Source organism: Amycolatopsis cynarae (assembly GCF_026802195.1).
Classification (GTDB): domain Bacteria; phylum Actinomycetota; class Actinomycetes; order Mycobacteriales; family Pseudonocardiaceae; genus Amycolatopsis_E; species Amycolatopsis_E rhizosphaerae.
The window spans coordinates 7,331,206-7,355,106 of sequence record NZ_CP113836.1 but is presented as its reverse complement, the minus strand read 5'-3'; the positions used below and the strand labels follow the sequence as shown (position 1 = coordinate 7,355,106).

20 protein-coding genes are annotated in these 23,901 nt (G+C 70.4%); 9 read left to right on the top strand and 11 right to left on the bottom strand.

Annotated features, from left to right (window positions below; translation table 11 throughout):
- Positions 1-29: 29 nt before the first annotated feature.
- The 3 genes from ORV05_RS35740 to ORV05_RS35730 are packed head-to-tail and all read right to left on the bottom strand — an operon-like array spanning position 30 to position 2,610.
- Entirely contained in the window at positions 30-914 is an 885-nt protein-coding gene (locus tag ORV05_RS35740; RefSeq protein ID WP_268756274.1) for a metal ABC transporter permease, read from the bottom strand.
- Entirely contained in the window at positions 914-1,708 is a 795-nt protein-coding gene (locus tag ORV05_RS35735; RefSeq protein WP_268756273.1) for a metal ABC transporter ATP-binding protein, read from the bottom strand. Before ORV05_RS35735 ends, ORV05_RS35740 begins: the two co-directional genes overlap by 1 nt.
- Positions 1,705-2,610 (bottom strand): metal ABC transporter solute-binding protein, Zn/Mn family, encoded by a 906-nt coding sequence (locus ORV05_RS35730; RefSeq protein ID WP_407652650.1) that lies wholly within the window; start codon positions 2,608-2,610, stop codon positions 1,705-1,707. Before ORV05_RS35730 ends, ORV05_RS35735 begins: the two co-directional genes overlap by 4 nt.
- Before the next feature lie 195 nt (positions 2,611-2,805).
- On the opposite strand from ORV05_RS35730, the gene ORV05_RS35725 reads away from it, so the two are divergent.
- Both ORV05_RS35725 and ORV05_RS35720 read left to right on the top strand, forming a co-directional pair.
- Positions 2,806-3,906, top strand: coding sequence for a LacI family DNA-binding transcriptional regulator (locus ORV05_RS35725; protein WP_268756272.1), 1,101 nt, complete (start codon positions 2,806-2,808; stop codon positions 3,904-3,906).
- A gap of 78 nt (positions 3,907-3,984) precedes the next feature.
- The gene (locus tag ORV05_RS35720) at positions 3,985-4,476 is read left to right on the top strand and encodes a beta-class carbonic anhydrase (RefSeq protein ID WP_268756271.1); all 492 of its coding nucleotides are present in this window, start codon (positions 3,985-3,987) and stop codon (positions 4,474-4,476) included.
- Positions 4,477-4,868: 392 nt separating this feature from the next.
- Here ORV05_RS35720 and ORV05_RS35715 read toward each other — a convergent pair whose 3' ends face one another.
- Positions 4,869-6,002 carry an MFS transporter gene (locus tag ORV05_RS35715; RefSeq protein WP_268756270.1) on the bottom strand — a complete coding sequence of 378 codons (1,134 nt, stop codon included), beginning with the start codon at positions 6,000-6,002 and terminating at the stop codon, positions 4,869-4,871.
- Positions 6,003-6,155: 153 nt separating this feature from the next.
- Between ORV05_RS35715 and ORV05_RS35710 the strand changes: the two genes are divergently transcribed.
- Together ORV05_RS35710 and ORV05_RS35705 are read left to right on the top strand one after the other, a co-directional pair.
- Complete coding sequence (locus ORV05_RS35710) at positions 6,156-6,749, top strand: TetR/AcrR family transcriptional regulator (protein ID WP_268756269.1); 594 nt, start codon at positions 6,156-6,158, stop codon at positions 6,747-6,749.
- Positions 6,750-6,819: 70 nt separating this feature from the next.
- The gene (locus ORV05_RS35705; RefSeq protein WP_268760048.1) at positions 6,820-7,680 is read left to right on the top strand and encodes an HhH-GPD family protein; all 861 of its coding nucleotides are present in this window, start codon (positions 6,820-6,822) and stop codon (positions 7,678-7,680) included.
- Between the two features lie 62 nt (positions 7,681-7,742).
- Here the strand turns inward: ORV05_RS35705 and ORV05_RS35700 are convergent, their stop codons facing one another.
- Positions 7,743-8,516: an alpha/beta fold hydrolase gene (locus ORV05_RS35700; RefSeq protein ID WP_268760047.1), complete on the bottom strand. Its 774-nt coding sequence runs from the start codon at positions 8,514-8,516 to the stop codon at positions 7,743-7,745.
- A gap of 67 nt (positions 8,517-8,583) precedes the next feature.
- Between ORV05_RS35700 and ORV05_RS35695 the strand changes: the two genes are divergently transcribed.
- On the top strand, positions 8,584-8,898 hold the full coding sequence (locus tag ORV05_RS35695) for an antibiotic biosynthesis monooxygenase family protein (RefSeq protein WP_268756268.1): 315 nt from the start codon (positions 8,584-8,586) through the stop codon (positions 8,896-8,898).
- A complete protein-coding gene (locus tag ORV05_RS35690; protein WP_268756267.1) occupies positions 8,895-9,719 on the top strand; it encodes an SIR2 family NAD-dependent protein deacylase in 825 nt (274 codons plus the stop codon). The genes ORV05_RS35695 and ORV05_RS35690 overlap by 4 nt, the downstream gene beginning before the upstream one ends.
- Here the strand turns inward: ORV05_RS35690 and ORV05_RS35685 are convergent.
- Positions 9,706-10,620: an endonuclease/exonuclease/phosphatase family protein gene (locus tag ORV05_RS35685; protein ID WP_268756266.1), complete on the bottom strand. Its 915-nt coding sequence runs from the start codon at positions 10,618-10,620 to the stop codon at positions 9,706-9,708. The two genes, ORV05_RS35690 and ORV05_RS35685, sit on opposite strands and share 14 nt — an antisense overlap.
- 208 nt (positions 10,621-10,828) lie before the next feature.
- On the opposite strand from ORV05_RS35685, the gene ORV05_RS35680 reads away from it, so the two are divergent.
- Together ORV05_RS35680 and ORV05_RS35675 are read left to right on the top strand one after the other, a co-directional pair.
- Complete coding sequence (locus ORV05_RS35680) at positions 10,829-11,779, top strand: ATP-binding cassette domain-containing protein (protein WP_268756265.1); 951 nt, start codon at positions 10,829-10,831, stop codon at positions 11,777-11,779.
- Positions 11,776-12,576: an ABC transporter permease gene (locus ORV05_RS35675; RefSeq protein WP_268756264.1), complete on the top strand. Its 801-nt coding sequence runs from the start codon at positions 11,776-11,778 to the stop codon at positions 12,574-12,576. Before ORV05_RS35680 ends, ORV05_RS35675 begins: the two co-directional genes overlap by 4 nt.
- 16 nt (positions 12,577-12,592) lie before the next feature.
- On the opposite strand, the gene ORV05_RS35670 is transcribed toward ORV05_RS35675, so the two are convergent.
- The 3 genes from ORV05_RS35670 to ORV05_RS35660 form a co-directional block, all read right to left on the bottom strand.
- The gene (locus ORV05_RS35670) at positions 12,593-15,733 is read right to left on the bottom strand and encodes a BTAD domain-containing putative transcriptional regulator (protein ID WP_268756263.1); all 3,141 of its coding nucleotides are present in this window, start codon (positions 15,731-15,733) and stop codon (positions 12,593-12,595) included.
- Positions 15,734-15,757: 24 nt separating this feature from the next.
- Positions 15,758-17,653, bottom strand: coding sequence for an Hsp70 family protein (locus tag ORV05_RS35665; RefSeq protein ID WP_268756261.1), 1,896 nt, complete (start codon positions 17,651-17,653; stop codon positions 15,758-15,760).
- A gap of 135 nt (positions 17,654-17,788) precedes the next feature.
- Entirely contained in the window at positions 17,789-20,338 is a 2,550-nt protein-coding gene (locus ORV05_RS35660; protein ID WP_268756259.1) for an ATP-dependent Clp protease ATP-binding subunit, read from the bottom strand.
- A 356-nt stretch (positions 20,339-20,694) separates the two neighbouring features.
- Here ORV05_RS35660 and ORV05_RS35655 point away from each other — a divergent pair, with 356 nt between their 5' ends.
- On the top strand, positions 20,695-21,447 hold the full coding sequence (locus ORV05_RS35655) for a (2Fe-2S)-binding protein (protein WP_268756257.1): 753 nt from the start codon (positions 20,695-20,697) through the stop codon (positions 21,445-21,447).
- A 318-nt stretch (positions 21,448-21,765) separates the two neighbouring features.
- On the opposite strand, the gene ORV05_RS35650 is transcribed toward ORV05_RS35655, so the two are convergent.
- Positions 21,766-22,110, bottom strand: a complete 345-nt coding sequence (locus ORV05_RS35650) for a histone-like nucleoid-structuring protein Lsr2 (RefSeq protein WP_144590783.1) — start codon at positions 22,108-22,110, stop codon at positions 21,766-21,768.
- A 141-nt stretch (positions 22,111-22,251) separates the two neighbouring features.
- Positions 22,252-23,763 carry a lysine--tRNA ligase gene (gene lysS / locus ORV05_RS35645; RefSeq protein WP_268756256.1) on the bottom strand — a complete coding sequence of 504 codons (1,512 nt, stop codon included), beginning with the start codon at positions 23,761-23,763 and terminating at the stop codon, positions 22,252-22,254.
- Positions 23,764-23,901: the final 138 nt, after the last annotated feature.

The following is a 23,901-nucleotide window of genomic DNA, read 5'->3' as shown; positions in this document are numbered from 1 at the left end:
GGGGCCGCGCGCTGCCGTGAGGGGACCCCTCACGGCACCGGTGCCGGTGCTGCGGCGGCGGGTCCGGTGGCGGTGACCTTCCCCGCGCGGTCCCGCAGGTAGGCGATCAGCCGGCAGACCAGGTAGATGGTGAACGAGATCGCGGTGACGAACGCGCTCACCGGCGCGCCGGGAGCCAGCGACAGGATGATCCCGCCCAGTGCGGCGGTCTCGGCGAACACCACGGTGAGCAGCGTGGCCAGCCACGGGCTGGCGGTGATCCTCGTGGCCGCGGCGGCCGGAGTGACCATCAGCGCGACCACCAGCAGCGCCCCGACGATCTGGACGCCGAGCGCGGTGGCCACCCCCACCAGCACCGCGAACACCACGGACAGGGTCCGGGCGGGCACGCCGCGGGCGGCGGCGACGTGCGGGTCCACGCTGGCGAACAGCAGCGGGCGGTAGATCAGCGCCAGTACCAGCAGCACGGCCACCGCGGCGCAGACCAGCACCAGCACGTTGGTCGGTTCGATGGAGACGATCTGACCCACCAGGATGCCGAACTTGTTGGCCGCGCGGCCGGGGTAGAACCACAGCAGCAGTACGCCGAGACCCAGCCCGAAGGACAGGATCGCGCCGATCACCGAATCGCGCTCGGACTCGCGCCCGCCGAGCAGACCGAGCAGCAGCGCGGCGAGCACCGCCCCGGCCAGCGCGCCGTACTCGATGCCCACGCCGAGCAGCAGGGCCCCGGCCGCGCCGGTGAAGGCGAGTTCGGCGGTGCCGTGCACGGCGAAGGACATCCGGCGGGTCACGATGAGCGGGCCGAGCATGCCCGCGAGGAGCCCGAGCACCCCGGCCGCGAGCAGTGCGGTCAGCACGAAGGGCTGGGCGAGCAGCTGGGCGGTGAGCCCGAAGTCGAACATCCTGTCCATCACGACACCCGCTCGTCGACGTGGTGGGGCTCGTCCTCACACAAGGCGCTCTGCGCGCCGGCGACGTGGATCTGGCCGCCGACCCGGATGACTTCCACCCTGCTCCGGTACAGCTCGGACAGCGTCTGGGAGGTCATCACCTCGTCCGGGGTGCCGATCCGGAACCGGCCGTCCACCAGGTACACGATTCTGTCCACAAAGGACAAGATCGGGTTGATCTCGTGGGTCACGAACAGCACCGCGGTGCCCGCCTCGCGTCGGCGCCGGTCGATGAGTTCACTGACCGCGCGCTGGTGTCCGAGGTCGAGGGAAAGCAGCGGCTCGTCGCACAACAGCACGTCGGGCGCTCCGACGAGGGCCTGTGCCACGCGCAGCCGCTGCTGTTCCCCGCCGGAAAGCCTGCCGACCGGCGACTTCGCGTACCGCTCGGCGCCGACCGAGGAGATCGCCTCCGCCACCCGACGGCGCCGCTCCGCCATGCCCCGCAGGCCGACGCCCCATCGGTGCCCGTCCAGGCCGAGGCCGACCAGGTCGATCCCGCGCAGGGTCAGCGCCTCCTGCATGGCGCGCTGCTGCGGGATGTAGCCCACCGGGCGGTCGCTGTTGATCCGCCAACTGCCCGAGGACAGTTTCTGCAGGCCCAGCAGGACCTTGAGCAGACTCGTCTTGCCGGAGCCGTTGGGGCCGAGGATCGCGACGAACTCCCCGGGCGCGACGGTCAGGTCGAGCCCGGACCAGAGGGTGCGCGAACCGAACGCGAGGCTCGCCCGAGAGATTTCGACAGCCGGTTTCAAGAGTTCAGCGCTCCTGCCAATGCCGTGACCTGGCCGGTCATCCACGCAATGTAGTCCGTGGTCCCGGCGGGCAGTGTCTCGGTCACGTCGACCACGGGCAGGCCCGCCTTCTTCGCGTTGTCCACCAGTGCCCTGGTCGCCGGGGTCACCGTCTGCGCGTTGTTCACCACGGCCTTGATTTGTTTGCCGGATACGAGCGCGTTCACCTCGGCGTAGGCCGCCGGCGGGACGTCGCTTTCCTGCTCGACGGCCTTGGAGAACCCGGGGGGCGTCACGTCGGTGACCTTCGCGGCCTCGAGGAGGTAGTGCGCGATGGGTTCGGTGGCGATGACCTTGGTGCCCGGGTGGGCGGCCCCCACCTGGCCGACGGTGTTCGCGAGCTGCCCGACCTTCGCCTTGAACGCCGCCGCGTTGGCGGTGAAGGTCGCGGCCGCGGCCGGGCGGATCTTGCCGAGCTGGTCGGCCACCTGGTCGGCGACCTTCTCCACGCCCGGCAGGTCGTACCAGACGTGCTCGTTCTCGTCGCCGGTGGCGGCGATGTCGTAGGCGACGAGCTTGTGTGCTCCGGAAGCCATGTCGGCGAGCTTGGTGAAGAAGTCGTCGTACCCGCCACCGTTGCTCAGGGTGAGCTGCGCCTTCTGGGCGGCGATGGCGTCCTGGGGGGTGGTCTCGTAGGAGTGCGGGTCGGCGGCCGGGTCGTGGATGATCGAGGTCACCTGCACCTGATCCCCGCCGACGGCGGCGAGCACGCTGCCCCACACGTCCGTGGAGGCCACGGCGCCGATCTTGCCGCCGGTGTCACCCCCGGTGTTACCACCGCCACATGCGGCGAGCGCGAAGGAGACGGTGGCGGCGGTGGCCGTCACCGCGAACAGGCGGGGGAAGCGACGAAATCTGGGCACGTTTTCTCCCGATCGTGGCAGGTAGAAGCACTGTCCGTAGTTATTGGAAACGGTTTTCGAGTTCATCTTACGCTATCGGGTGATGATCTTGCCGGGACGGGTTAAGCGGCCCTGAACTTCCGGTTGCGGGCGTGAAGACGCTCCCCGGCGATCTGCCGACTTCTGGATTCCGTTCTGAACCGTTACGGTTCCCCTATGGGGCGTCCTATCCGCATGAGGCGGCAGGCGACGTTGGCGTCGCTCGCCGCGGAACTCGGTGTGTCCAGGACCACCGTGTCCAACGCCTACAACCGGCCCGATCAGCTCTCACCCGAACTCCGGCGGCGCGTGCTGGAGACCGCACGCCGGCTCGGCTACCCGGGACCGGACCCGGTGGCCCGCTCGCTCCGCACCCGCAAGGCGGGCGCGGTCGGGCTGCTGCTCACCGAGAACCTTTCCTACGCCTTCCGCGACCCCGCCGCCATCGGCGTGCTCGAAGGGCTCGCCCTCGCCTGCGAGGACGCCGGGGTCGGGCTCCACCTCGTCCCCGCGAGCCCCGGCCGCGACGACGTCGCCGCGGTCCACCGCGCCGGGGTGGACGGCTTCGTCGTGTACTCGGTCCCCGACGACGATCCGCACCTGGCCGCCGTGCTGGCCCGCCCGGTGCCGACCGTGATCATCGACCAGCCGCAGGTCGAAGGCGTGGACCGGGTCGGCCCGGACGACGCGGCCGCGATCACCGAACTCGCCGAGCATCTGGTGGGTCTCGGCCACCGCCAGGTCGGCGTGCTGTGCATGCGGCTGGGGCGCGACCGCAACGACGACTTCGTCTCGCTGGACCGCCAGCGCAGCGCACACTTCCACGTCCAGCGGACCCGCCTCGACGCGCTCGCGAAGGCCTTCGACAAGGCCGGGGTGGACTGGGCGAGCGTGCCCGTGGTCGAGCGGTTCGACCACACGGTGGACGACGGCGCCTCCGCCGCCCGCCAGTTGCTCACCGCGTACCCGCAGGTCACCGCCCTGATCTGCACCTCGGACATCCTCGCGCTCGGCGCGCTCGCCGAGGCGGACCGGCGCGGCCTACGCGTACCCGCGGACCTGACCATCACCGGTTTCGACGGCATCGCCGACGCCGAGCGCGTCGGGCTGACCACGGTGCGCCAGCCGGTGCTGGAGAAGGGGCGCGCGGCGGGCAAGTTGCTGCTCGCCTCCGCCGACCACACGCAACCCCGCATCATCACCCTGGAGACGGAACTGCGGATCGGCACCACCTCCGCTCCACCCCGCACCATGGAAGAGCACTGGTTCGGACCGTGACGTTCACCCCTGGGGATTGCCCCGCCGCATAACAGCGGGTCAAATAGGGTGACCTGACAGAAACGCCGGAGGGGCCGCATGACCGCGATCGACGTGCTGTTGAAGCGCTACCAAGAGGGTGAAGACACGCTGCCGGGCGACCGGTCGTCTCCCAATCCCTCACTGCACGTGGCAATCCTGACCTGTATGGACGCCCGGATCCGGGTCTTCGAGATCTTCGGCCTCATCCAGGGCGAGGCGCACATCCTGCGCAACGCCGGCGGGGTCGTCACCGAGGACGCGATCCGTTCGCTCGCACTGTCCCAGCGCAAGCTCGGCACGCGCGAGGTGCTGATCGTCCAGCACACCAACTGCGGCCTGTCGCTGGTGACCGAGGACGACTTCAAGGACGAACTCGAGCAGGCGACCGGACTGCGGCCCACCTGGGCGGTCGAGGCCTTCCGCGAGGTCGAGGACAGCGTGCGGACCTCCGTCCAGCGCGTGAAGCGCAGCGCCTTCCTCGAGCACACGGAGAACGTCCGCGGCTTCGTGTACGACGTCAAAACCGGCATCCTCACCGAGGTCGAGTAGCGCGGATCCCGGTCAAGGGCAGCCGTGAAGGGTCCCTTCACAGTCGTATCGACCAGGGCCCCGGGCAAAGTCGTGTCGCTCCGCCGCGCGAGTCCCACCTTCGTGCGCTTGTGTCCCACCTTCGGTGGCCTGAGTTCCACGTTCGGTCTGGATGAGCAGGGAAGCGGGCTGGCGCCGGGATCTTGGCGTTCTGTCCCGTGAGGGGAACTCCCGGGACAGGGGTGCGCCCTCACGGTGGCCTTGAGGGCGTTTATGACTCTGAAGGCGACCTTCAGGGCATTCCGCCCCGGCCCCAGCGCGGGACTCGCCCGGTGGACCCGAGCCGACCGGAATTTGCCGGGTCCCTGGGCGTATGTGCTGTGTGAAGGGACCCTTCACAGCGCTCGGGCTGGTCAATGCCGGGGCCGGGAAAGCCGCGTCGCGAGCTGAACGAGAAGCCCGGCGACCAGATACAGCGCGGCGAGCACGGCCAGCGATCCGGCGAAGCCGCCTGGCAGGGCTGTGGCGTACGGGCCCAGGCTCGCGCCGAGGAACAGAACGAAGCCGTTGAGAGCCATCCCGACACCCCGCGCGGGCTGGGTGGCCTCGCCCCACAAGGTGATCATCGTCGGCACGAGGATCCCCACTCCGCCAACGAAAACGACGCTGGCGGCCGCCGAACCGACGACGCTTGCCGAGAGCGCGGCACCGGCCGCAAGACCGGCGGACGCGATCAGGAAGCCGAGGATGGCGGACCGGGCGATGCCGAAGCGGGCGGCGAGCGGCCCTGCGACCAGCGAGCAGAACATGGCGGGCAGACCGGCCGCGCGCACGATGGTGATCTGGGTCGTGCTGAGACCCTGACCGGCCAGATGCGGCCCGAGCAGGGTGTACAGGCCGACGAAGCCGCCCAGCACCATCAGGTGACCCAGCGCGAGGAGCAGGGAGTTCGGCCGGAGGGCGAAGCGGATCAGACCGGCGTACCGGCTGAGGAGCGGCTGGCGCGGCCGATCGACGTCGGGTTCGTCGACGACGCTGAGCACCGCTGCGGTCAGGGCGGCAAGGACGATCGAGCCGAGGAAGAAGACCCACCGCCAGCCCGCGATCGCCGCGACGGCCGTGGCCGCGATCTGGCCGATGATCCCGGCGGTCAGGAAGGCGACCGACATCGCGCCGAACGCGGCGGCACGGCGCCGGGGCGGCAACGATTCACCGAGGTAGGCGAGGGCTGTCGGAGCGAAGGTGGCCGCGGCGGCCCCCTGCACCGCTCGCAGCAGACCCAACGCCGACATCGACGGTGCGAACCCCACGCCCAGTGTCGCCGCCGTCAGCGCTACCAAGCCGAGGACAAGCACCCAACGCCGACCGACGTGATCGGACAGCGGCCCGTAGACCAGGAAGCCGAGCGCATAGCACAGCGAGTAACCCGCCGCCAGCGCTCCGGTGACCCCTTCCGAACCGAGTTCGTCGGCGACAGGCCCGTGCAGCGGGATCGAGACGTACAGCTGGATCAGCACCGCCAGCGCGGCGGTGACCAGCACGGGCACCGCCCCACGCCTCGGGCCCAGGTGACGGAGGGGACTGGGTGCGATGACCGTTGTGGCCGACATGTGGTTCCTCGTTTCCAACGGGAGCGTTGGAAACGAGCGTAGCCGCACCTACGGGCAATTGCAACGCATCCGTTGGATATGCTCGACGCCATGGCGTGGAACACCGAGGAGACCAAGCGAAAGCTCAAGCAGGCCGCCGTCGCCGAGTTCGCCACCTTCGGCCTCGGCGGCACGACGATGGAGCGCATCGCGCGCCGGGCCGGTGTCAACAAGGAGCGTCTGTACAACTACTTCGGCGACAAGACCCGGCTCTTCGCCACCGTCCTGGCGGACGAACTCAACAAGGTCGCCGCGGCTGTCCCGCTGGACCACCTCGACGGCCCCGAGGCCGTCGCCGAGTACGCCGGAGCGGTCTACGACTACCACGCCGCACACCCCGAACTGACCCGCCTGCTGCTCTGGGAGGGCCTCGCCGACCTACCGGAAGTGCCCGACGAGGCGACCCGCACCCACTACTACCGAACCAAGGTCGCCGCGTTCGCCACCGCGCAGCGGGCCGGACTGATCAGCGACGACCTTCCCGCGGCGGACCTGGCCTTCCTCACGCTGGCACTGGCCGGCTGGTGGTACGCGGTCCCCCAGATGGCGCGCATGATGCACGCGGACAAGCCGGCGGACGCGGAAACCCCGAAGGCCGCCCTGATGCGCGCGGCAGCGCGACTCGCGTCCCCCGCGCCCCGATGACGGCGACCGCTGAAATCTCGCGCGATATCCGCCTTACTACCCTGTCCGGGTGGCTATCGACGCCGAGATCATGATCGACTGGTTCGGCCGGGCCCGCCGGGACCTGCCGTGGCGCCGCGCCGACTGCACCGGCTGGGGCGTACTGGTCAGCGAGATCATGTTGCAGCAGACCCCGGTCGCGCGGGTGGAACCGATCTGGCGTGAGTGGCTCGACCGGTGGCCGGTTCCGTCCGCGCTCGCCGCGAGCAGCCAGGGCGAGGTGCTGCGGGCCTGGGGCAAGCTCGGCTACCCGCGCCGCGCCCTGCGCCTGCACGCGGCGGCCACGGTGATCGCCACCGAGCACGGCGACGTCGTGCCCGCCGACGTGGACACACTGCTGACCCTGCCGGGGATCGGCGCCTACACCGCACGGGCCGTCGCGGCCTTCGCCTACGCGAAACGGGCCCCGGTCGTGGACACCAACGTGCGCCGGGTCGTCGCGCGGGCTGTGCACGGGGAAGCCGAGGCGGGGCCGCCCTCGACCACCCGCGATCTCGCCGACGTCGAGGCGATGCTCCCGGCCGCCGAGGCCGAGGCCGCCCGCTTCTCCGCGGCGCTGATGGAACTGGGCGCGCTCGTGTGCACCGCTCGAGCACCCCGCTGTGCCGACTGCCCGGTCTACGACGGCTGCGCCTGGCAGCGAGCGGGCCGCCCCGCCTACACGGGGCCGGTCAAGGCGACCCAGCGCTACGCCGGGACCGACCGGCAGATCCGCGGGCTGCTCCTGGACGTGCTGCGGGACACGCCCGAGCCGGTGTGGAAGGACAGCCTCGACGTGGTGTGGCCGGAGGACCCGGGTCGCCGTGACCGCTGCCTCGGCTCGCTCCTCGAAGACGGCCTCGTCGAGCAGATCCCCGACGGCCGGTTCGCCCTGCCCGGCGAGCACCGCTGACTCCCCACTTCCCCGCAGCGACCCGGTCCCTTCACGGCCAACGACCGACCGGTGCCGTGGCCTCAGCGGCCGAGTACGTCGGAGAGGAAGGCCTCGACGGCGCCGCGGTACTCCAACGGAGCGTCCCGGTGCACCACGTGCCCGGCGCCGGCCACCACCACGTGCCGCCCGTCGGGTACGCGTGCGGCCAGTTCGGCCTGCTGCCCGGCAGGCATCGCGGTGTGCTCCGCCTCGATCACGAGCAGCGGGCACTTCACCGCGTCCACCAGTGACCAGTAGTCGCGGCGGCCCCATTCGGCCGCGATCTCGTACAGATCGCGCAGATCGGCCAGCAGGTGGTAGCCATCCTCCCGCTCGGCCACGCACTCGATGAAGTAGTCGCCGGTGGTGCCGAAGAACTCCTTCACGTGCGCGAGCGACTGGAAGGGCACCGGCCAGGACTCGAAGTATCCCCGCCAGGTCTCCACCGTGCGGCCGCGCTGGTCCGGGGCCATGTCCTCGATCACCACGGCCCGCACCAGCCCGGGGTGGGTCGCGGCCACGGCCCAGGCGTGCAGGCCGCCCATCGAATGCCCGATCAGCACCGCGGGTTCGTCGAAGCGCCGCAGAAGGGACGCGGTGTCCTCGACGAACTGCTCCGTGGTCCACGGTCCGCCTCGCGGGCCGTGCCCGTGCCCCCTGGCGTCGAGTCCGACCACGTGACCGTAGGCGGTCAGCCAGCGCGCCACCGGCCACCAGGTGCGGGCACGCCCCATCAGTCCGTGCAGCAGCACGATCGGCGGGCCTTCGCCACCGAAGTCGACGACGCCGGGGCGGGTGAGCGGCGAGTTCCCCATTCCGGCAGCCTCGCACACCCACTCGCGGCGAGGCCAGCGGCCGGGCATGGTGGGTACCCTGACCCACATGGCAGTCGTGAAGATCAACGCAATCGAGGTGCCCGAGGGCGCCGGACCCGAACTGGAGAAGCGGTTCGCCCACCGGCTGCACGCGGTGGACAAGCAGCCCGGCTTCCTCGGTTTCGAACTGCTGCGCCCGGTCTCCGGGGAGAACCGCTACTTCGTGTACACGAAGTGGGAGACCGAGGAGGATTTCCAGGCCTGGGCCAAGGGCCCGTCCCGCGAAGCGCACGCCGGTGAGCGCGCCAAGCCGGTGGCCAGCGGTGCCAGCCTGCTGGAGTTCGAAGTCGTCCCGCTGGACGAGATCGCCAAGGAAGCATGAGCCGGGCCGTCCTTGAGCGGGCGGCCGAGTTGATCGCCGGTGCCGACGCGCTGCTCGTGTGCGCCGGCGCCGGTATGGGCGTGGACTCCGGGCTGCCCGACTTCCGCGGGGATGCCGGATTCTGGCGCGCCTACCCACCGTATGCGCGGCTCGGCCTGCGCTTCGCCGAGCTGGCCGACCCTCGCCACTTCGCCGGAGATCCCGAGCTGGCCTGGGGTTTCTACGGCCACCGCCTCCGGTTGTACCGGGAAACCGTGCCCCACGAGGGCTTCGCGCTGCTACGGCGCTGGGGCGAGGCCACCCCCGGCGGCATCGCGGTGTTCACCTCCAATGTGGACGGTCAGTTTCAGAAGGCGGGTTTCGGGCTGGTCGCCGAGGTGCACGGATCGATCCACCACCTGCAGTGCACCGTGCCCTGCGGGCCCGCCATCTGGTCCGCGGGGGAGACCGGCGTGCCCATCGACGAGGATTCGATGCGGGCGGTCCCGCCCCTGCCAGCCTGCCCCGGCTGCGGCCGCCTGGCCCGGCCCAACATCCTGATGTTCGGCGACCACGACTGGCTCTCCCGGCGCAGCGACGAGCAACTGGCCGCGCTCAACGCCTGGCGGCGCGAGCGCCCGGGCCTGGTCGTGCTCGAACTCGGCGCCGGTACCGCGGTCCCCACCGTCCGCCGCTACAGCGAGCTCTCCAGCGCCGCCACCGGTGCGCTGATCCGGATCAACCCCCGGGAGCCGGAGGTCCGCCACGGCCGCGGTCTTTCCCTGGCCTGCGGCGCCCTGGAGGCGCTCTCCGCGATCGACGGGCTGCTCACGGCAGCGTGAGCTCGGCGAACACCGCCTTGTGGTCGGACTTCGGCACGTCGAGCACCCGGTAGTCCCGCACGGCCGCCCGCGCGTCCACCAGCACGTGGTCGATGGTGACCGGCGGCGGGAACGGTGAGGACGGCCAGGTGCGGACGAGCCCCGCGCCGCGGCTCTCGCCCGCGTCGGTGTAGCCGGAGTCCAGCAGGGACCGGAAGGTGGCGTGGTCGAGCGTGGAGTTGAAGTCCCCGGCGAGGATCCGCACCGGCCCGCTGCCGGGCGCCCTGGGCAGCCCGCCCATCTCCTGCCGCCAGATCAGGGCCGAGGTCGTCGGCGGCACCGGGTGGACCGCGACGATCTCCACCGCCGTCGCGCCGACCTCGATCCGCGCGCTCGGCTGCTCCATCATCGACGGGCCCGCGAGGGACAGTTCCGTCACCGGGTAGCGCGAGGCGATACCGGAACCGGCGCCGCCACCCTGCGGTTTGAACACGCGGTACGGCAGCAGGTCGAACAGCCCGGCCCGCTCGAACTCGGCCGCCTCGCGACGCGTCAGTTCCAGCAGGTTGAGCACGTCGACGTGGTTGTCACGCACCAGCCGCACGATCGTCTGCACATCGGCGTGCCCCAGATACTGGTTCGACGACATCACCCTCAGGGTGGCGCCGTGGACCTGCGGCTGGGCCGACGGGATCACGCGCGGCACCACCACCCCGGCCAGCGCCAGCGCGGCCACGGTGACAATGCCGCCGATCCACCAGTGCCGGAACGCCAGGCTCAGCACACCCAGCACGAGTCCCGCGACGGCCCAGTACGGGGTGAGGGCGATCAGCGCGGCGACGAAGCGGTTGCCGTCCACTCCCAGCAGCCGCAACGCGGCCAGGTAGACGAACGCCAGAGCCATGACGAACAGCAGGATCACACGGACGCTCTTCGGCCTCGCGCCGATCTGCGGCTGAGCCGGTGCTGTTTCCGGGCTGTCAGCCGGGTCGGCGATGTGCACAGCCCCGTTGTAGCAGCGAACCGTTACGGCCGCTGTTAACGCCTGGCCGCGCTGTCAGCGCGCTGTGCGTGCGCTGACAGCGCGCTCCGGCACCGTTTCGCCGGAAAGCGACCACAAGGAGGACGAAATGTCGCTGGCGATCCAGGCGGAGGGCCTGGTGAAACGCTTCGGGGGCACCCTCGCGCTGGACGGGGTCGACCTGGCGGTGCCGACCGGGAAGGTGATCGGCGTGCTCGGGCCGAACGGGGCGGGGAAGACGACCACCGTGCGGATTCTGGCGACCTTGCTGCGGCCCGACGCCGGGCACGCCACGGTCGGCGGCTACGACGTGGTGGCCGACCCGGTGCGCGTGCGGTCCGTCATCGGCCTCACCGGGCAGTACGCCTCGGTGGACGAGGACCTGTCGGGCACCGACAACCTCGTGCTGCTGGGCCGGTTGCTCGGGCTCGCCAGGCGGGAAGCCAGGGCACGGGCCGCCGAACTGCTGGCCCAGTTCGAACTGACCGAGGCCGCCGGGCGCCCGGCGAAAACGTACTCGGGCGGTATGCGGCGGCGGCTGGACCTGACGGCCAGCCTGGTCGGCAGGCCGCGCGTGCTCTACCTGGACGAGCCGACCACCGGCCTGGACCCGCACGCCCGCAACGAGGTGTGGCGCGTGGTGCGGCGGCTCGTCGACGACGGCGCGAGCGTGCTGCTCACCACGCAGTACCTCGAAGAGGCCGACCAGTTGGCCGACCGCATCACGGTGATCGACCACGGCCGGGTGGTGGCCGACGGCCGGGCCGACGAACTCAAGCGCCGTATCGGCGGTCAGACGCTGCAGATCCGCCCGGCGGTGGCCGGTCAGCTGGACACCGTGGCGGCCCTGCTCGGCGAGCTCACCGGCATCACCCCGGCCCGTGACACCTCGGCCGGGCTGCTCACCGTGCCCGTTTCCGATCCGGTGCTCCTGTCGGCCGTGGTCCGCAGGCTGGAAGAGGCGGGAATCGTGGCGGACGAACTCGCGCTGCGCCTGCCGAGCCTGGACGAAGTCTTCCTTGCCCTGACCGGAAAGCCCGCCGAGGAGGCACTGGTATGACCACCGCCGTCGCAACCCCGCCCCGCCACTTCGGGCCCGCCAGTGCCGTCCGGCACGGGACCGTACTGGCCTGGCGCGGGGTGCTCAAGATCCGCAAGAACCCGGAACAACTGCTGGACGTGACGCTCCAGCCGATCCTCTTCCTGGTCCTGTTCGGCTACCTGTTCGGCGGCGCCGTCGCCGGAAACACCGGCGCCTACCTCGAAACCCTGGCGCCGGGCCTGATGGTGCAGGTCATCCTGATGGCCAGCATGGCGACGGGGGTGGCGCTCAACACCGATGTCAGCAAGGGCGTGTTCGACCGGTTCCGCAGCATGCCGATCGCCCGTTCCGCCCCGCTGCTGGGTGCGGTGCTGGCCGACGTCGTGCGCTATGTGGTCGCGCTCGTGGTGCTGCTGCTGATGGCCATGGTCATGGGCTTCCGCCTGCACGCCTCTCCGGCGGGCCTGGTCGTGGCGGTCGCCGTGCTCGTGCTGGCCGGGTTGTGTTTCTGCTGGATCACCGTGTTCGTCGGGATGCTCGTCCCCACCCCGGCCTCACTCCAGGGCGTCATGGTCGCGCTGATGCTCCCGCTCACCTTCGGCAGCAACGTGTTCGTGCCCAACGCGACCATGCCGGGCTGGCTGCGGGCCTGGTCGGAGATCAGTCCGGTCAGCCTGCTCTCCGACGCCACCCGGGGGCTGCTGGTGGGCGGCGAGGTGGCCGGACCGCTGACGGGCGGACTCGTGTGGATGGCGGGGGTGGCGGTGGTCTTCTTCCCGCTGGCCATGCGGGCCTACCGGCGCCGCATGGGCTGACGGCCAGGGCCGCGTGTCACGCTTCTCGCCGGAGCTCGGCGAGAAGCGCGGCCAAGGCGTCCTCCCGGCTGAGGCCGGCGCCCCGCGCGTAGGCCGCCCGATACCCGGATTCGGTGAGTTCGGCGGCGAGCGACACGACCAGCGCGCGGAGTTCCGGGTCGCCCTCGTCGAACACGCCCCGCAGCGCCTCGCTCGTGCCGACGGCCCACGCCGCCCGCTCGGGACGGCCCTCCCGGGCGAACAACCGGGCGGCGTCGGTGGCCACCTGTGCCGCGTCCGGCATGTCCTGCCGGGCATACGCCCCCGCCAGCACGTCCGGCAGCAACACCCGCGCCTCCGCCGTCCTGCCCTCGTCGACCAGCAACGAGACCGAATACCGGGCGAGCCATTCCTCGACCAGGTGCGCGGGCAGCGCGATCCGGGACGCCATTCGCCCCAGCCAGTCCAGAGCGCGGCGTGCCCGCTCCAGATCGCCGTCGCGCCGGGCCAGTTCCGCCTCCCCGAACCGCACCACGGCCTCGAGCCGGACCTCGCCCGATTCCTCCGCGAACCGCGCCGCTTCTTCGTACTCCCGCCAGGCTCCCGCCGAGTCGCCCGCCCGCATCCGCTCGACGCCGAGCCGGCACAGGTTCTGCACCACGTCGTCGGCCGACGACAGTTCCCTCGCCACCACCAGCCCCTCCTGGAAGCCGGCGATCGCGCGGGCGTGGTCACCGCGGAGCGAGTGGGCGTTCGCCCGCAGCGTGAGCGCCATCGCGATCCCCCACCGGTCGCCCACGGCGCGGAAACCCGTCAGTGCCTCGTCCCGTGCCCGCTCGCTGCCGTCGAGGTCACCCCGGTCGTCGAGCACGAGCGCCTCCACGATCCGGGCACAGGCCCGCGCCCACGGATCCGGGTGCGACCGCACCCTCCGCAGCTCGCGATCGCACAGTTCCCCGTCGCGGGAGAGGAAGGCCAGCACGGGCAGGATCAACGCCAGCGACGGGTAACGGTCCACCGCGCCGGTGCGGACGCAGTCGTCGACGATGCGGCGCAGTTCGTCGGGTTCCCCGACCGCGGGCAGGGCGTTGAGCAACCGGTACATCGCCGTGAGGGCGGTATGGGCGTGGTCCGGGATCAGGTCACCGAAGTCCTGGACGCGCGGGATGAACTCGTGGGACTGATGGTTGAAACCGTGGATCACCCAGTACCAGATGAGTGCCGCGACGAACCGGTAGGCGCGTTCGGCGTCCGCGCGTTCGATGGCGCGTCGCAGCGCGGTAAGCATGTTGTCGTATTCGGCTTCGAACACCGCGACGGCCGGGAGCTGACCGGAGCCGCGCAGGGCGGGCTCATGCCGCTCCGCCAGTTCCAGGTAGTAGGCGGCGAACCGGCGGTCGAGTGCCTCCCGCTCACCGGCCTCGTCGAGGCGTTCCTCGCCGTAGGCGCGGAGGGTCTCCAGCATCCGGTATCGCGGCTGGCTCGCGGCCACCCCGCCGATGACGTCCACAATGGACTTCTCGGTCAGCGAACCGAGCAGGTACACCACCTCGGCCGCGTCCAGCGACTCGTCGGCACAGGTCGCCTCGATCGCGGAAAGCGTTGCCCCCGCAGTGAAGACGGACAGCCGGCGCGCCAGCACACGCTCCGGTTTCTCCAGCAGGTCCCAGCTCCACTCGACCACCGCCCGCAGCGTGCGCTGCCGGGGCAGTGCCGACCGGCTGCCCGAGGTGAGCAGGCGGAACCGGTCGTCGAGACGCTCCGCGATCTGCGCCGCGGACATCGAACGCAACCGGGCCGCGGCGAGCTCCACAGCCAGCGGCATGCCGTCCAGCCTGCGGCAGATCTCGCGGACGCTCGTGGTGGTCGTCTCGTCCAGTGAGAATCCCGGCCGGACGCTCGCCGCCCGCTCGGCGAACAGGCGGACCGCCTCGGCGCCCGGCAGCGGGCCGAGCGGGCAGAGCACCTCACCGGTGATCGCCAGCGGTTCCCGGCTGGTCGCCAGGATCCGCAGCGCCGGAAGGCGGGTCAGCAGTTCGTCGACGAGCGCGGCGGCCTCGTCCACCAGATGCTCGCAGTTGTCCAGCACGAGCAGTGCCTCACCGGTACCGAGCTGCGCCACGATCCGGTCCAGCGCGTCACCCACTCGTCGCGTCGCCGCGTCGAGAAACCCCAGTTCCAGTGAGCCGAGCGCGGTCAGGACCGCGCCCGCGACATCCCGCGCGTCGCGGACGGGCGCGAGGGCGACGAACCACGCGCGGCCCCGGTCGTGCGCCCGATGACGCACCGCGGCCTCGGTGGCCAGCCTGGTCTTCCCCGCACCGCCGGGCCCGACGAGCGTGACCAGTCGCGCCGTCTCCAGCGCGTCCGCCAGCAGGTCGAGCTCGTACCCGCGGCCCACGAAACTGGTCAGCGGCGCGGGCAGCTGACCGGTCGACGGCCGGGACTCGGGCCGCGCGCCACGCAGGACCTCCAGATGCGCCCGTGTCAGCTCGGTGGAGGGATCGACCCCGAGCTCCCCGGCCAGCGCCGAACGGGTCCGCTCGAAGACGGCGAGCGCCTCGGCCTGCCGTCCCGAGGCGGAAAGCGCGCGCATCCGCAGGACCGCCAGGTGCTCCCGGAGGGGATGGGCCGCACTCAGGTCTTCGAGATCGGCGAGAACCTCAGCGTGCCGCCCGAGCGCGATCCCGGCCGCGCACCGGTCCTCCAACGCTGTCACCCGCAGTTCGGCCAGGCGGGCGGCCGATGCCGAGGCGAACGGCGCGTCGAGCACGCCGGACAGGGCGTCGCCACGCCACCGGCCCAGGGCCTCCGTCAAGCAGGCGAGAGCTTCGGCGGGACGGCCCGCCGTCAGCGCGCGCCTGCCCTCCGCGGCGAGTTCCTCGAAGCTCGTCGCGTCGACTTCATCGGCGTGCAGCAGATATCCGCCCGCGGTCGAGACCAGCCGGTTCACACCGACGACCTTGCGCAGCCGGGAAACCAGCGACTGCAGCGCGTTGACCGCGTCCGTGGGCGGTTCCGTCCCCCACAGTCCGTCCACCAGTGCGTCGACGGACACCGGGCGCCCGGCCTCCAGGGCCAGCCGGGCCAGGAGCATGCGAAGACGGGTGCCGGGAATGCCGAGGGCCGCACCGTCGCCCGCCACGGCCTCCACCGGACCGAGAAGCAGTACCCGCACCCGCCCAACCTTCCAGAACCGGTTTCAGTTCCCCGGTTTGATGTTCTTCTTGAAGAAGTCGACCAGCTCCGCGGACTTCTGCTGTACCTCCGAATCGAGGTTCACCGAAATCAGCATTCCGCAGAGTTTCGGGTCGTCCGTGCCGAAGACGACGAAGCCGCCCAGGCTGCCCACTCCGGCCGCGTACTTGCCCGACAGCCCGTTGCCCGACCAGGTGCCCTCCAGCACCTGACCGGGGCTGCCCAGCTCGCTGCTGAGCGCGGACCGCATCGTCGAGTAGGGGATGTCCTGGTAGTACGCGACCTTCTTCGTCGCGATCTGGCCTTCGGCGGGCAGCACACAGCTCACCACCACGGCGGCCCCCAGGTCGTCGGCGCCGAGACCGCCGAGGCCGGCGGTGCAGGGCATGCGCTGCGGAAGTCCCCCGGCCAGCCGCCGCAGGCAGGTCGTGAAGCCCTGCTTGTCCTTCGGGCCGCAGGAACCGCCACCGTCGGTCCGCGCCAGGTCGGAGGACGCGGTGGCCTTCGCGTCCCCGCTCGGCGTCGCGGTCTCCCTCGCTCCGGCGGCCGCAGGGGTGTCACCGCCGCGGTTGGCCAGGATGAGGATGGTCACCAGCCCGACGACGAGGACGAGCACCGCCGCTCCGGCAAGCAGCGGTTTCTTCATGCTCTTCCCGGTCTTCGCGACCGGTGCCGGTGGCACGGGCTGGAGAGCGGGCGGCCACGACGGCGGGACGCGCGGGGTCACCGGCGGCATCGCGGGCACCGTACGGGCCGACGGATCGACAGGCATCGGCGGTGCCGACGGGATCGCCTGGGCCGCCTGGGGAACCACCACCGGGCCGGACCGCGGCAACTCCACCGGAACGTGGTGCAGCCCGAAGGCCACCGCCGTTTCCGGCTGGTCCTGGGTGGTGGGCAGCACGCCGAGCTGGTCGGAGAGCAGACTCGCCAGCAGCGGCATCCGGCTCGGCCCGCCCACCAGGTAGATGCCGGTCAGCCGCTGCGGCGCGAGCCCGGCGTCCCGGATGGTGGCGGCCAGCAGTTCCGCGCTGCGCAACAGGTTCGGCCGCACGAGCGCCTCGAGTTCGAGGCGGGTCACGAGCACGTCATCGAACGGCTCCGGCATCGGGATCTCGGTGTGCGGGTGCCGGGACAGGGTCTCCTTGGCGTCCCGGACGTCCTGCAGCAGCCCCCGGCGCATCCGGCGATCCGCCAGCGTCTCCGGACGCAGCAGCCGCTGCCACTGCCGCGGATCGGCGTGGGAGATCTGCCTGCCGATGTGCACCAGCAGGGCCTGGTCGATATCGAGGCTGCCCAGGTCCGGCAGGCCGTTGTCGGCGAGCACCGTGAACCCGCGCTGCGTCACCTCGACCACCGCACAGTCGAAGGTGCCCGCCCCCAGGTCGTAGACCGCGAGCGCGTTGCCCGGCGCGAGCGCCTGCGAGCTGATCGACGCGTAGTGCGCGGCCGCCGCCACCGGCTCCGGGATCAGGATCGGCGAAGGCCCGAACCCCGCCTTGATGGCGGCCTGCCGGAGCACCCCCTGGCGGGTGCTGCCCCAACGCGCGGGATGCGAGATGCGCACCTGGTCCGGTCGGCCGGACAGCTGCCGCTCGGCCTCCTCCCCGATCCGCCGCAGCACCGCGGCCAGCGCGTCGGTCACCTCGATCACGGCGTCGCCCAGCAGCAGGGTGCCCTCGTCGATCCGCCGCTTCGGGTTCGGCTCGAACCGTGCGGGATCGAGCCGGGCGCGGCGCTCCGCGTCCTGCCCGACCACCAGCATGCCGTCCTCGTTGGCGAACACCGCCGACGACATGGTCACCGATCCGTCGACCTCGATCGCGCGCGGCCCCCGCCCGAACGCGGACAGCACCGCCACGGTGCTCGACGTACCGAAATCGATCCCCAGGACATTCATCCGACTCCCCTCCAGAGCGCCCAGAGTCCCACACCGCGCCACGGCCCCACACCCATGGCGGCATGCGCATGCGAACGCCCCCAGGAGCGGGAGGCTCCTGGGGGCGTTCGGCCATGCGCTACACGCGGCGCGGAATCAGTCCGCGTCCGCTTCGCCGGGCTCCTGGCGGGCACCGATCGACACGGGCGGGGCGTCCGGCACCGACAGCGGCTTCGGCTCGCCGCGGAAGGTGAAGTGCGCCTTGTCGTCCTTGTCCTCGGGGTTGCCGCTCCAGCCCTCGACATCCACGATGATGATCTGACCCGGCTGCACCTCGCCGAACAGGATCTTCTCGGACAGCTGGTCCTCGATCTCCCGCTGGATGGTCCGGCGCAGCGGACGGGCACCGAGCACCGGGTCGAAGCCGCGCTTGGCCAGCAGCGCCTTCGCCTTGTCGGTCAGCTCGATGGCCATGTCCTTGGCCTTCAGCTGGTTCTCCACCCGAGTGATCATCAGGTCCACCATCTGGATGATCTGCTCCTGGGTGAGCTGGTGGAACACGATGATGTCGTCGATCCGGTTGAGGAACTCGGGCCGGAAGTGCTTCTTCATCTCCTCGTGGACCTTCTGCTTCATCTGGTCGTAGCGCGAACGCTCGTCACCACCCGAAGAGAAGCCCAGGCTCACGGACTTGGAGATGTCCTGGGTGCCCAGGTTCGAGGTGAAGATCAGCACCGTGTTCTTGAAGTCGACCGTGCGGCCCTGACCGTCGGTGAGGCGACCGTCCTCCAGCACCTGCAGCAGGGTGTTGTAGATCTCCTGGTGCGCCTTCTCGATCTCGTCGAAGAGCACCACCGAGAACGGCTTGCGGCGCACCTTCTCGGTGAGCTGGCCGCCCTCCTCGTAACCGACGTACCCGGGAGGGGCACCGAACAGCCGCGAGGCGGTGTAGCGGTCGTGGAACTCGCCCATGTCGATCTGGATGAGCGCGTCGTCCTCGCCGAACAGGAAGTTCGCCAGCGCCTTGGACAGCTCGGTCTTACCCACACCGGACGGGCCGGCGAAGATGAACGAACCGGACGGGCGCTTCGGGTCCTTCAGGCCGGCACGGGTGCGGCGGATGGCCTGCGAGACCGCCTTGACGGCGTCCTCCTGGCCGATGATCCGCTTGTGCAGCTCGTCCTCCATGCGGAGCAGACGCGTGGTCTCCTCCTCGGTGAGCTTGAACACCGGGATGCCGGTCCAGTTGGCCAGGACCTCGGCGATCTGCTCGTCGTCCACCTCCGCGACGACGTCCAGGTCACCGTCCTTCCACTGCTTCTCCCGCTCGGACTTCTGGCCCAGCAGGGTCTTCTCCTCGTCACGCAGCCGCGCGGCCCGCTCGAAGTCCTGCGCGTCGATCGCGGACTCCTTGTCGCGCCGCACCGCGGCGATCTTCTCGTCGAACTCGCGCAGGTCCGGCGGAGCGGTCATCCGGCGGATCCGCATCCGCGCGCCCGCCTCGTCGATCAGGTCGATCGCCTTGTCCGGCAGGAACCGGTCGTTGATGTAGCGGTCGGCCAGGGTGGCGGCGGCGACCAGCGCGGAGTCGGTGATCGACACCCGGTGGTGCGCCTCGTACCGGTCGCGCAGACCCTTGAGGATCTCGATGGTGTGCTCGAGCGAGGGCTCGCCCACCTGGATCGGCTGGAAGCGGCGTTCCAGTGCGGCGTCCTTCTCGATGTACTTGCGGTATTCCTCGAGCGTGGTGGCACCGATGGTCTGCAGCTCGCCGCGGGCCAGCATCGGCTTGAGGATGGAGGCCGCGTCGATCGCGCCCTCGGCGGCACCGGCCCCGACCAGCGTGTGCAGCTCGTCGATGAACAGGATGATGTCGCCGCGGGTCTTGATCTCCTTGAGGACCTTCTTCAGCCGCTCTTCGAAGTCACCGCGGTAGCGGGAGCCCGCGACCAGGGAGCCGAGGTCCAGCGTGTAGAGCTGCTTGTCCTTCAGCGTCTCGGGGACCTCGCCCTTGACGATGTTCTGGGCCAGGCCCTCGACCACGGCGGTCTTGCCCACGCCGGGCTCGCCGATCAGCACGGGGTTGTTCTTGGTGCGGCGCGAAAGCACCTGCATGACCCGCTCGATCTCCTTGCTGCGCCCGATGACCGGGTCGAGCTTGCCCTCACGGGCGGAGGCGGTGAGGTTGCGGCCGAACTGGTCGAGCACCAGCGACGAGGACGGAGTGCCCTCGCTGCGGCCACCGGCTTCGGCGGTTTCCTTGCCGCCCTGGTAGCCGGACAGCAGTTGCAGCACCTGCTGGCGCACGCGGTTGAGGTCCGCGCCGAGCTTGACGAGCACCTGAGCGGCCACGCCCTCGCCCTCACGGATGAGGCCGAGGAGGATGTGCTCGGTGCCGATGTAGTTGTGGCCGAGCTGCAGCGCCTCGCGCAAGGACAGCTCAAGCACCTTCTTGGCCCGCGGAGTGAAGGGGATGTGCCCGCTCGGAGCCTGCTGGCCCTGGCCGATGATCTCCTCGACCTGCTGGCGGACGCCCTCCAGCGCGATGCCCAACGATTCGAGCGCCTTGGCGGCGACACCCTCACCCTCGTGGATCAAGCCCAGGAGGATGTGCTCGGTGCCGATGTAGTTGTGGTTGAGCATCCTGGCTTCTTCCTGAGCCAGAACGACCACCCGCCTCGCGCGGTCGGTGAACCTCTCGAACATTCCCACTCCCTCGACTGCTGCGCCGGCGGTGATTCTCCATCACGAGGTCGATGGATCCAGCACCGTAGGTCCACTGTAGTAGCCAACCGGTCCCACCGGAGGACCACCAGGGCGGATTAGCTCACAGAAGTCAGTGCGCCGACCATCCTTCGGCCCGACGTCTTCGCTGGTAACTGACGTTGGGGACAACGCACTCCCCGCCTTCCGGATTCCCCGGACGACCTTTGTCCGCTCACCGCGAACACGACCTTGGCGCCCCGCTGAGCGCCGCCGGGAAACCTAGTAAGGTAAGGCACACCTAACAGTGCCGGGAGGACGCCATCGACACGGCCTCGCCGACGGACCTGGCCGCTTCGGTGGCCCGCGTCTCGGCCCGCCAGCAGCGCGTGGAACTCCACACGGACCTGTCCGGAACCGGCGAATGGCTGCTCTGCGACGCCCTGCTGGCCGATCCGGCCCGCTTCGGCCCCTGGCACAAGCGGCTCGCGGAGTGGCTGCACCACGAGTACGGGCAGGGACCCGGCCGGACCGCCGCCGGGTACGTGATGACCTGGTATCTGCGGGTACCGGCCTACGCGGCAGCGCTCCTGCTGCACCACGAGCGGCGCGTGCCCTCCCTGCGGCCCGCCGACCTCGCGTTCCGGCTCGGCGGCCAACGCCCCGATCCGGACGGCATCGCCCTCCTCGGGGCCGATTTCCACTGCCTGCCCTCGGACCCGGGAGCGGCCCTGCCGGAGGCCACCGTCGTGCCGGACGAGCGTGCGCTCGCCGCCGTCCTGCGGGCCGGCTACGCGGCCCACGCCACCCGGTTCGTCGCGGCCTACACCACGGTGACGCGACTGGGACGGCGAACGTTGTGGGCCGCGGCGACCGACGCACTGGACACGGCGCTGTGGTGGGCAGGGCTGGAGTGCGGCGACGAACACGGCGGGGTGGCGGACGCGGCGCTCGTCCTCGGCACCCGGCACCCGCCGTTCACGTCGGCGTCCACCCTTCGCCCCGCACCCGAAGGCGGTTGGCGGCGCAGCCGGGAAAGCTGCTGCTTCTCCTACCTGCTTCCCGGGCGGCCGGAATGCGGGGGATGCCCGCGGCTCCGGGCGAAGGAGTGACGGGTACCGCGATGACCACGGTGACCGCGGCCCGCCGTTGTTTCACGCACGAGTAGGAATTGCCCCCGAATGGGGCACCGCTATCGCGGCACCCGGTGCGCCGCGTCCCTTCGGCCTCCGGCGATTTCACCCGCCCGGCCGCCGTCACCCTCACTTATCCCGATCCACGGCGCCGCTTCGTGGTTTTCCGGCCACGATCGGTGTACGGACGCCGACTCGGTATCGACGGCTAGAACCTTGTTCAAGAATGGCGACGCGAGCAGGGCCGCCGGGAAGCAATCCCGACGGCCCTGCCGACCAAGCGTTTACCGACGCGCTTCAGTTCTTCTTGTGGTAGGCCTCGACGACCTCCGACGGGATACGTCCACGGTCGGAAACCTGGAAACCGTTCTTGCGCGCCCAGGCACGAATAGCCTGGTTCTGCTCGCGGTCGACCGACGCCGAGCTGGCGGCGGGCTTCGCCGACGGGCGGCCCACGCGCTTGCGGCCACCCGAACGGCGGGCGTGCTCGACGTACTGGGCCAGCGCGTCACGCAGCTCTTCCGCATTTTCCGCGGAGAGGTCGATCGAGTAGTTGATCCCGTCCAATCCGAACTCGACGGTCTCGTCCGCCTCCGAACCGTCGAGGTCGTCCACCAGGGAGACCAGCACCTTCTGTGCCATCAGTTTCCTCCTGCTTTGAGCTCACCAGAATGTCCAGAGGCCGAACGCCCCGGTCCGAAGCCATTGACTAAGACATTAATACCCGGAATCGGGCCACAGTGCAAATCACCTTTGGATAGCCGATCGCGTTCGCCCGGGCGGCTATTCCGGCCGCACGAGCGGGAACAGGATCGTCTCCCGGATACCGAGGCCGGTCAGCGCCATCAGCAGCCGGTCGATACCCATTCCCACGCCGCCCGAGGGCGGCATTCCGTACTCCAAGGCTCTCAGGAAATCCTCATCCAGCTGCATGGCTTCGCTATCTCCGGCCGCCGCCAAACGGGACTGCGCGGAGAGCCTTTCCCGCTCGATGACCGGATCGACCAGCTCCGAGTAACCGGTGGCCAGCTCGAAACCGCGGACGTAGAGGTCCCACTTCTCCGCGATCCCGGACCTGCTGCGGTGCTGCCGGGTCAGCGGTGAGGTCTCCAGCGGGAAATCGCGCACGAAGGTGGGCGCGTCCAGGTGGTCGCCCACCAGGTGTTCCCACAGTTCCTCGACGAGCTTGCCGTGCCCGAGTTTCGGGTCCACCTCCATACCGTGGGCCTCGGCGAAAGCCCTGAGCTGAGCCACCGTGGTCTCTGGGGTGACCTCTTCGCCGAGCGCCTCCGAGAGGGAGCCGTACATGGTCAGGGAGGTCCATTCACCCGAAAGGTCATAAGGCGTGCCGTCCGCCAGCGTGACCTCCAGGCTCCCGAAGGCCGACTCGGCCGCCTCCTGGACCAGCTGGCGCGTCATCACCGCGTTGCTGTCGTAGGTGGCGTAGGCCTCGTAGAACTCCAACATGGCGAATTCGGGCGAATGCGAAGAGTCGCTGCCCTCGTTCCGGAAGTTCCGGTTGATCTCGAAGACCTTCTCGATACCGCCGACCACGCAGCGCTTGAGGTACAACTCGGGCGCGATACGGAGATACAGGTCCATATCGAAGGCATTGGAGTGGGTGACGAACGGCCGGGCGGCCGCACCCCCGTGCAGGGTCTGCAACATCGGGGTTTCCACCTCGAGGAACCCGCGCCGTTCGAACGAATTGCGCAGGGACCGCATCACGGCGGCGCGCGTGCGGACCACGTCGCGGGCCTTCGACCGCAGGATCAGGTCGACGTAGCGCTGCCGGATCCGCGTTTCCTCGGCGAGCTCCTTGTGCGCGACCGGCAGCGGGCGCAGCGACTTCGACGTGATCTGCCAGCCATCGGCCATCACCGAAAGCTCGCCCCGCTTCGAGGTGATGACCTCGCCGTGGACGAAAACGTGGTCACCCAGGTCGACATCGGATTTCCAGGCCGCGAGCGACTCCGCGCCGACGCCGGCCAGGCTCACCATCGCCTGCAGTTCGGTGCCGTCGCCCTCCCGGAGCGTGGCGAAACAGAGTTTGCCCGTGTTGCGCAGGAACAGCACACGGCCGGTGACGCCGACGATCGCGCCGGTCTGGCTGTCGGCGGGAAGATCCGAATACTTGGCCCGGATCTCGGCGAGGGTGTGGGTGCGCGGAACCTCGACGGGATACGGCTCGGTGCCCTCCGCGATGAGCCGGTCGCGCTTGGCCCGGCGAACCCGCATCTGTTCCGGCAGGTCGTCATCGGGCATGGGGCGCTCGGCAGCGGCGGGATCGGTCATGCCCATAGAGTACGAACCCACCGCTTCGCTAGGCCAACCGGATTACCTTTCGTGGCCTTCGCCGGGCCGCCGTGGTTCGAGCGCACGGACGAAATGGCGATGAGCACGCTAAATGTGTTTGGCGACGTGATGGGGCCC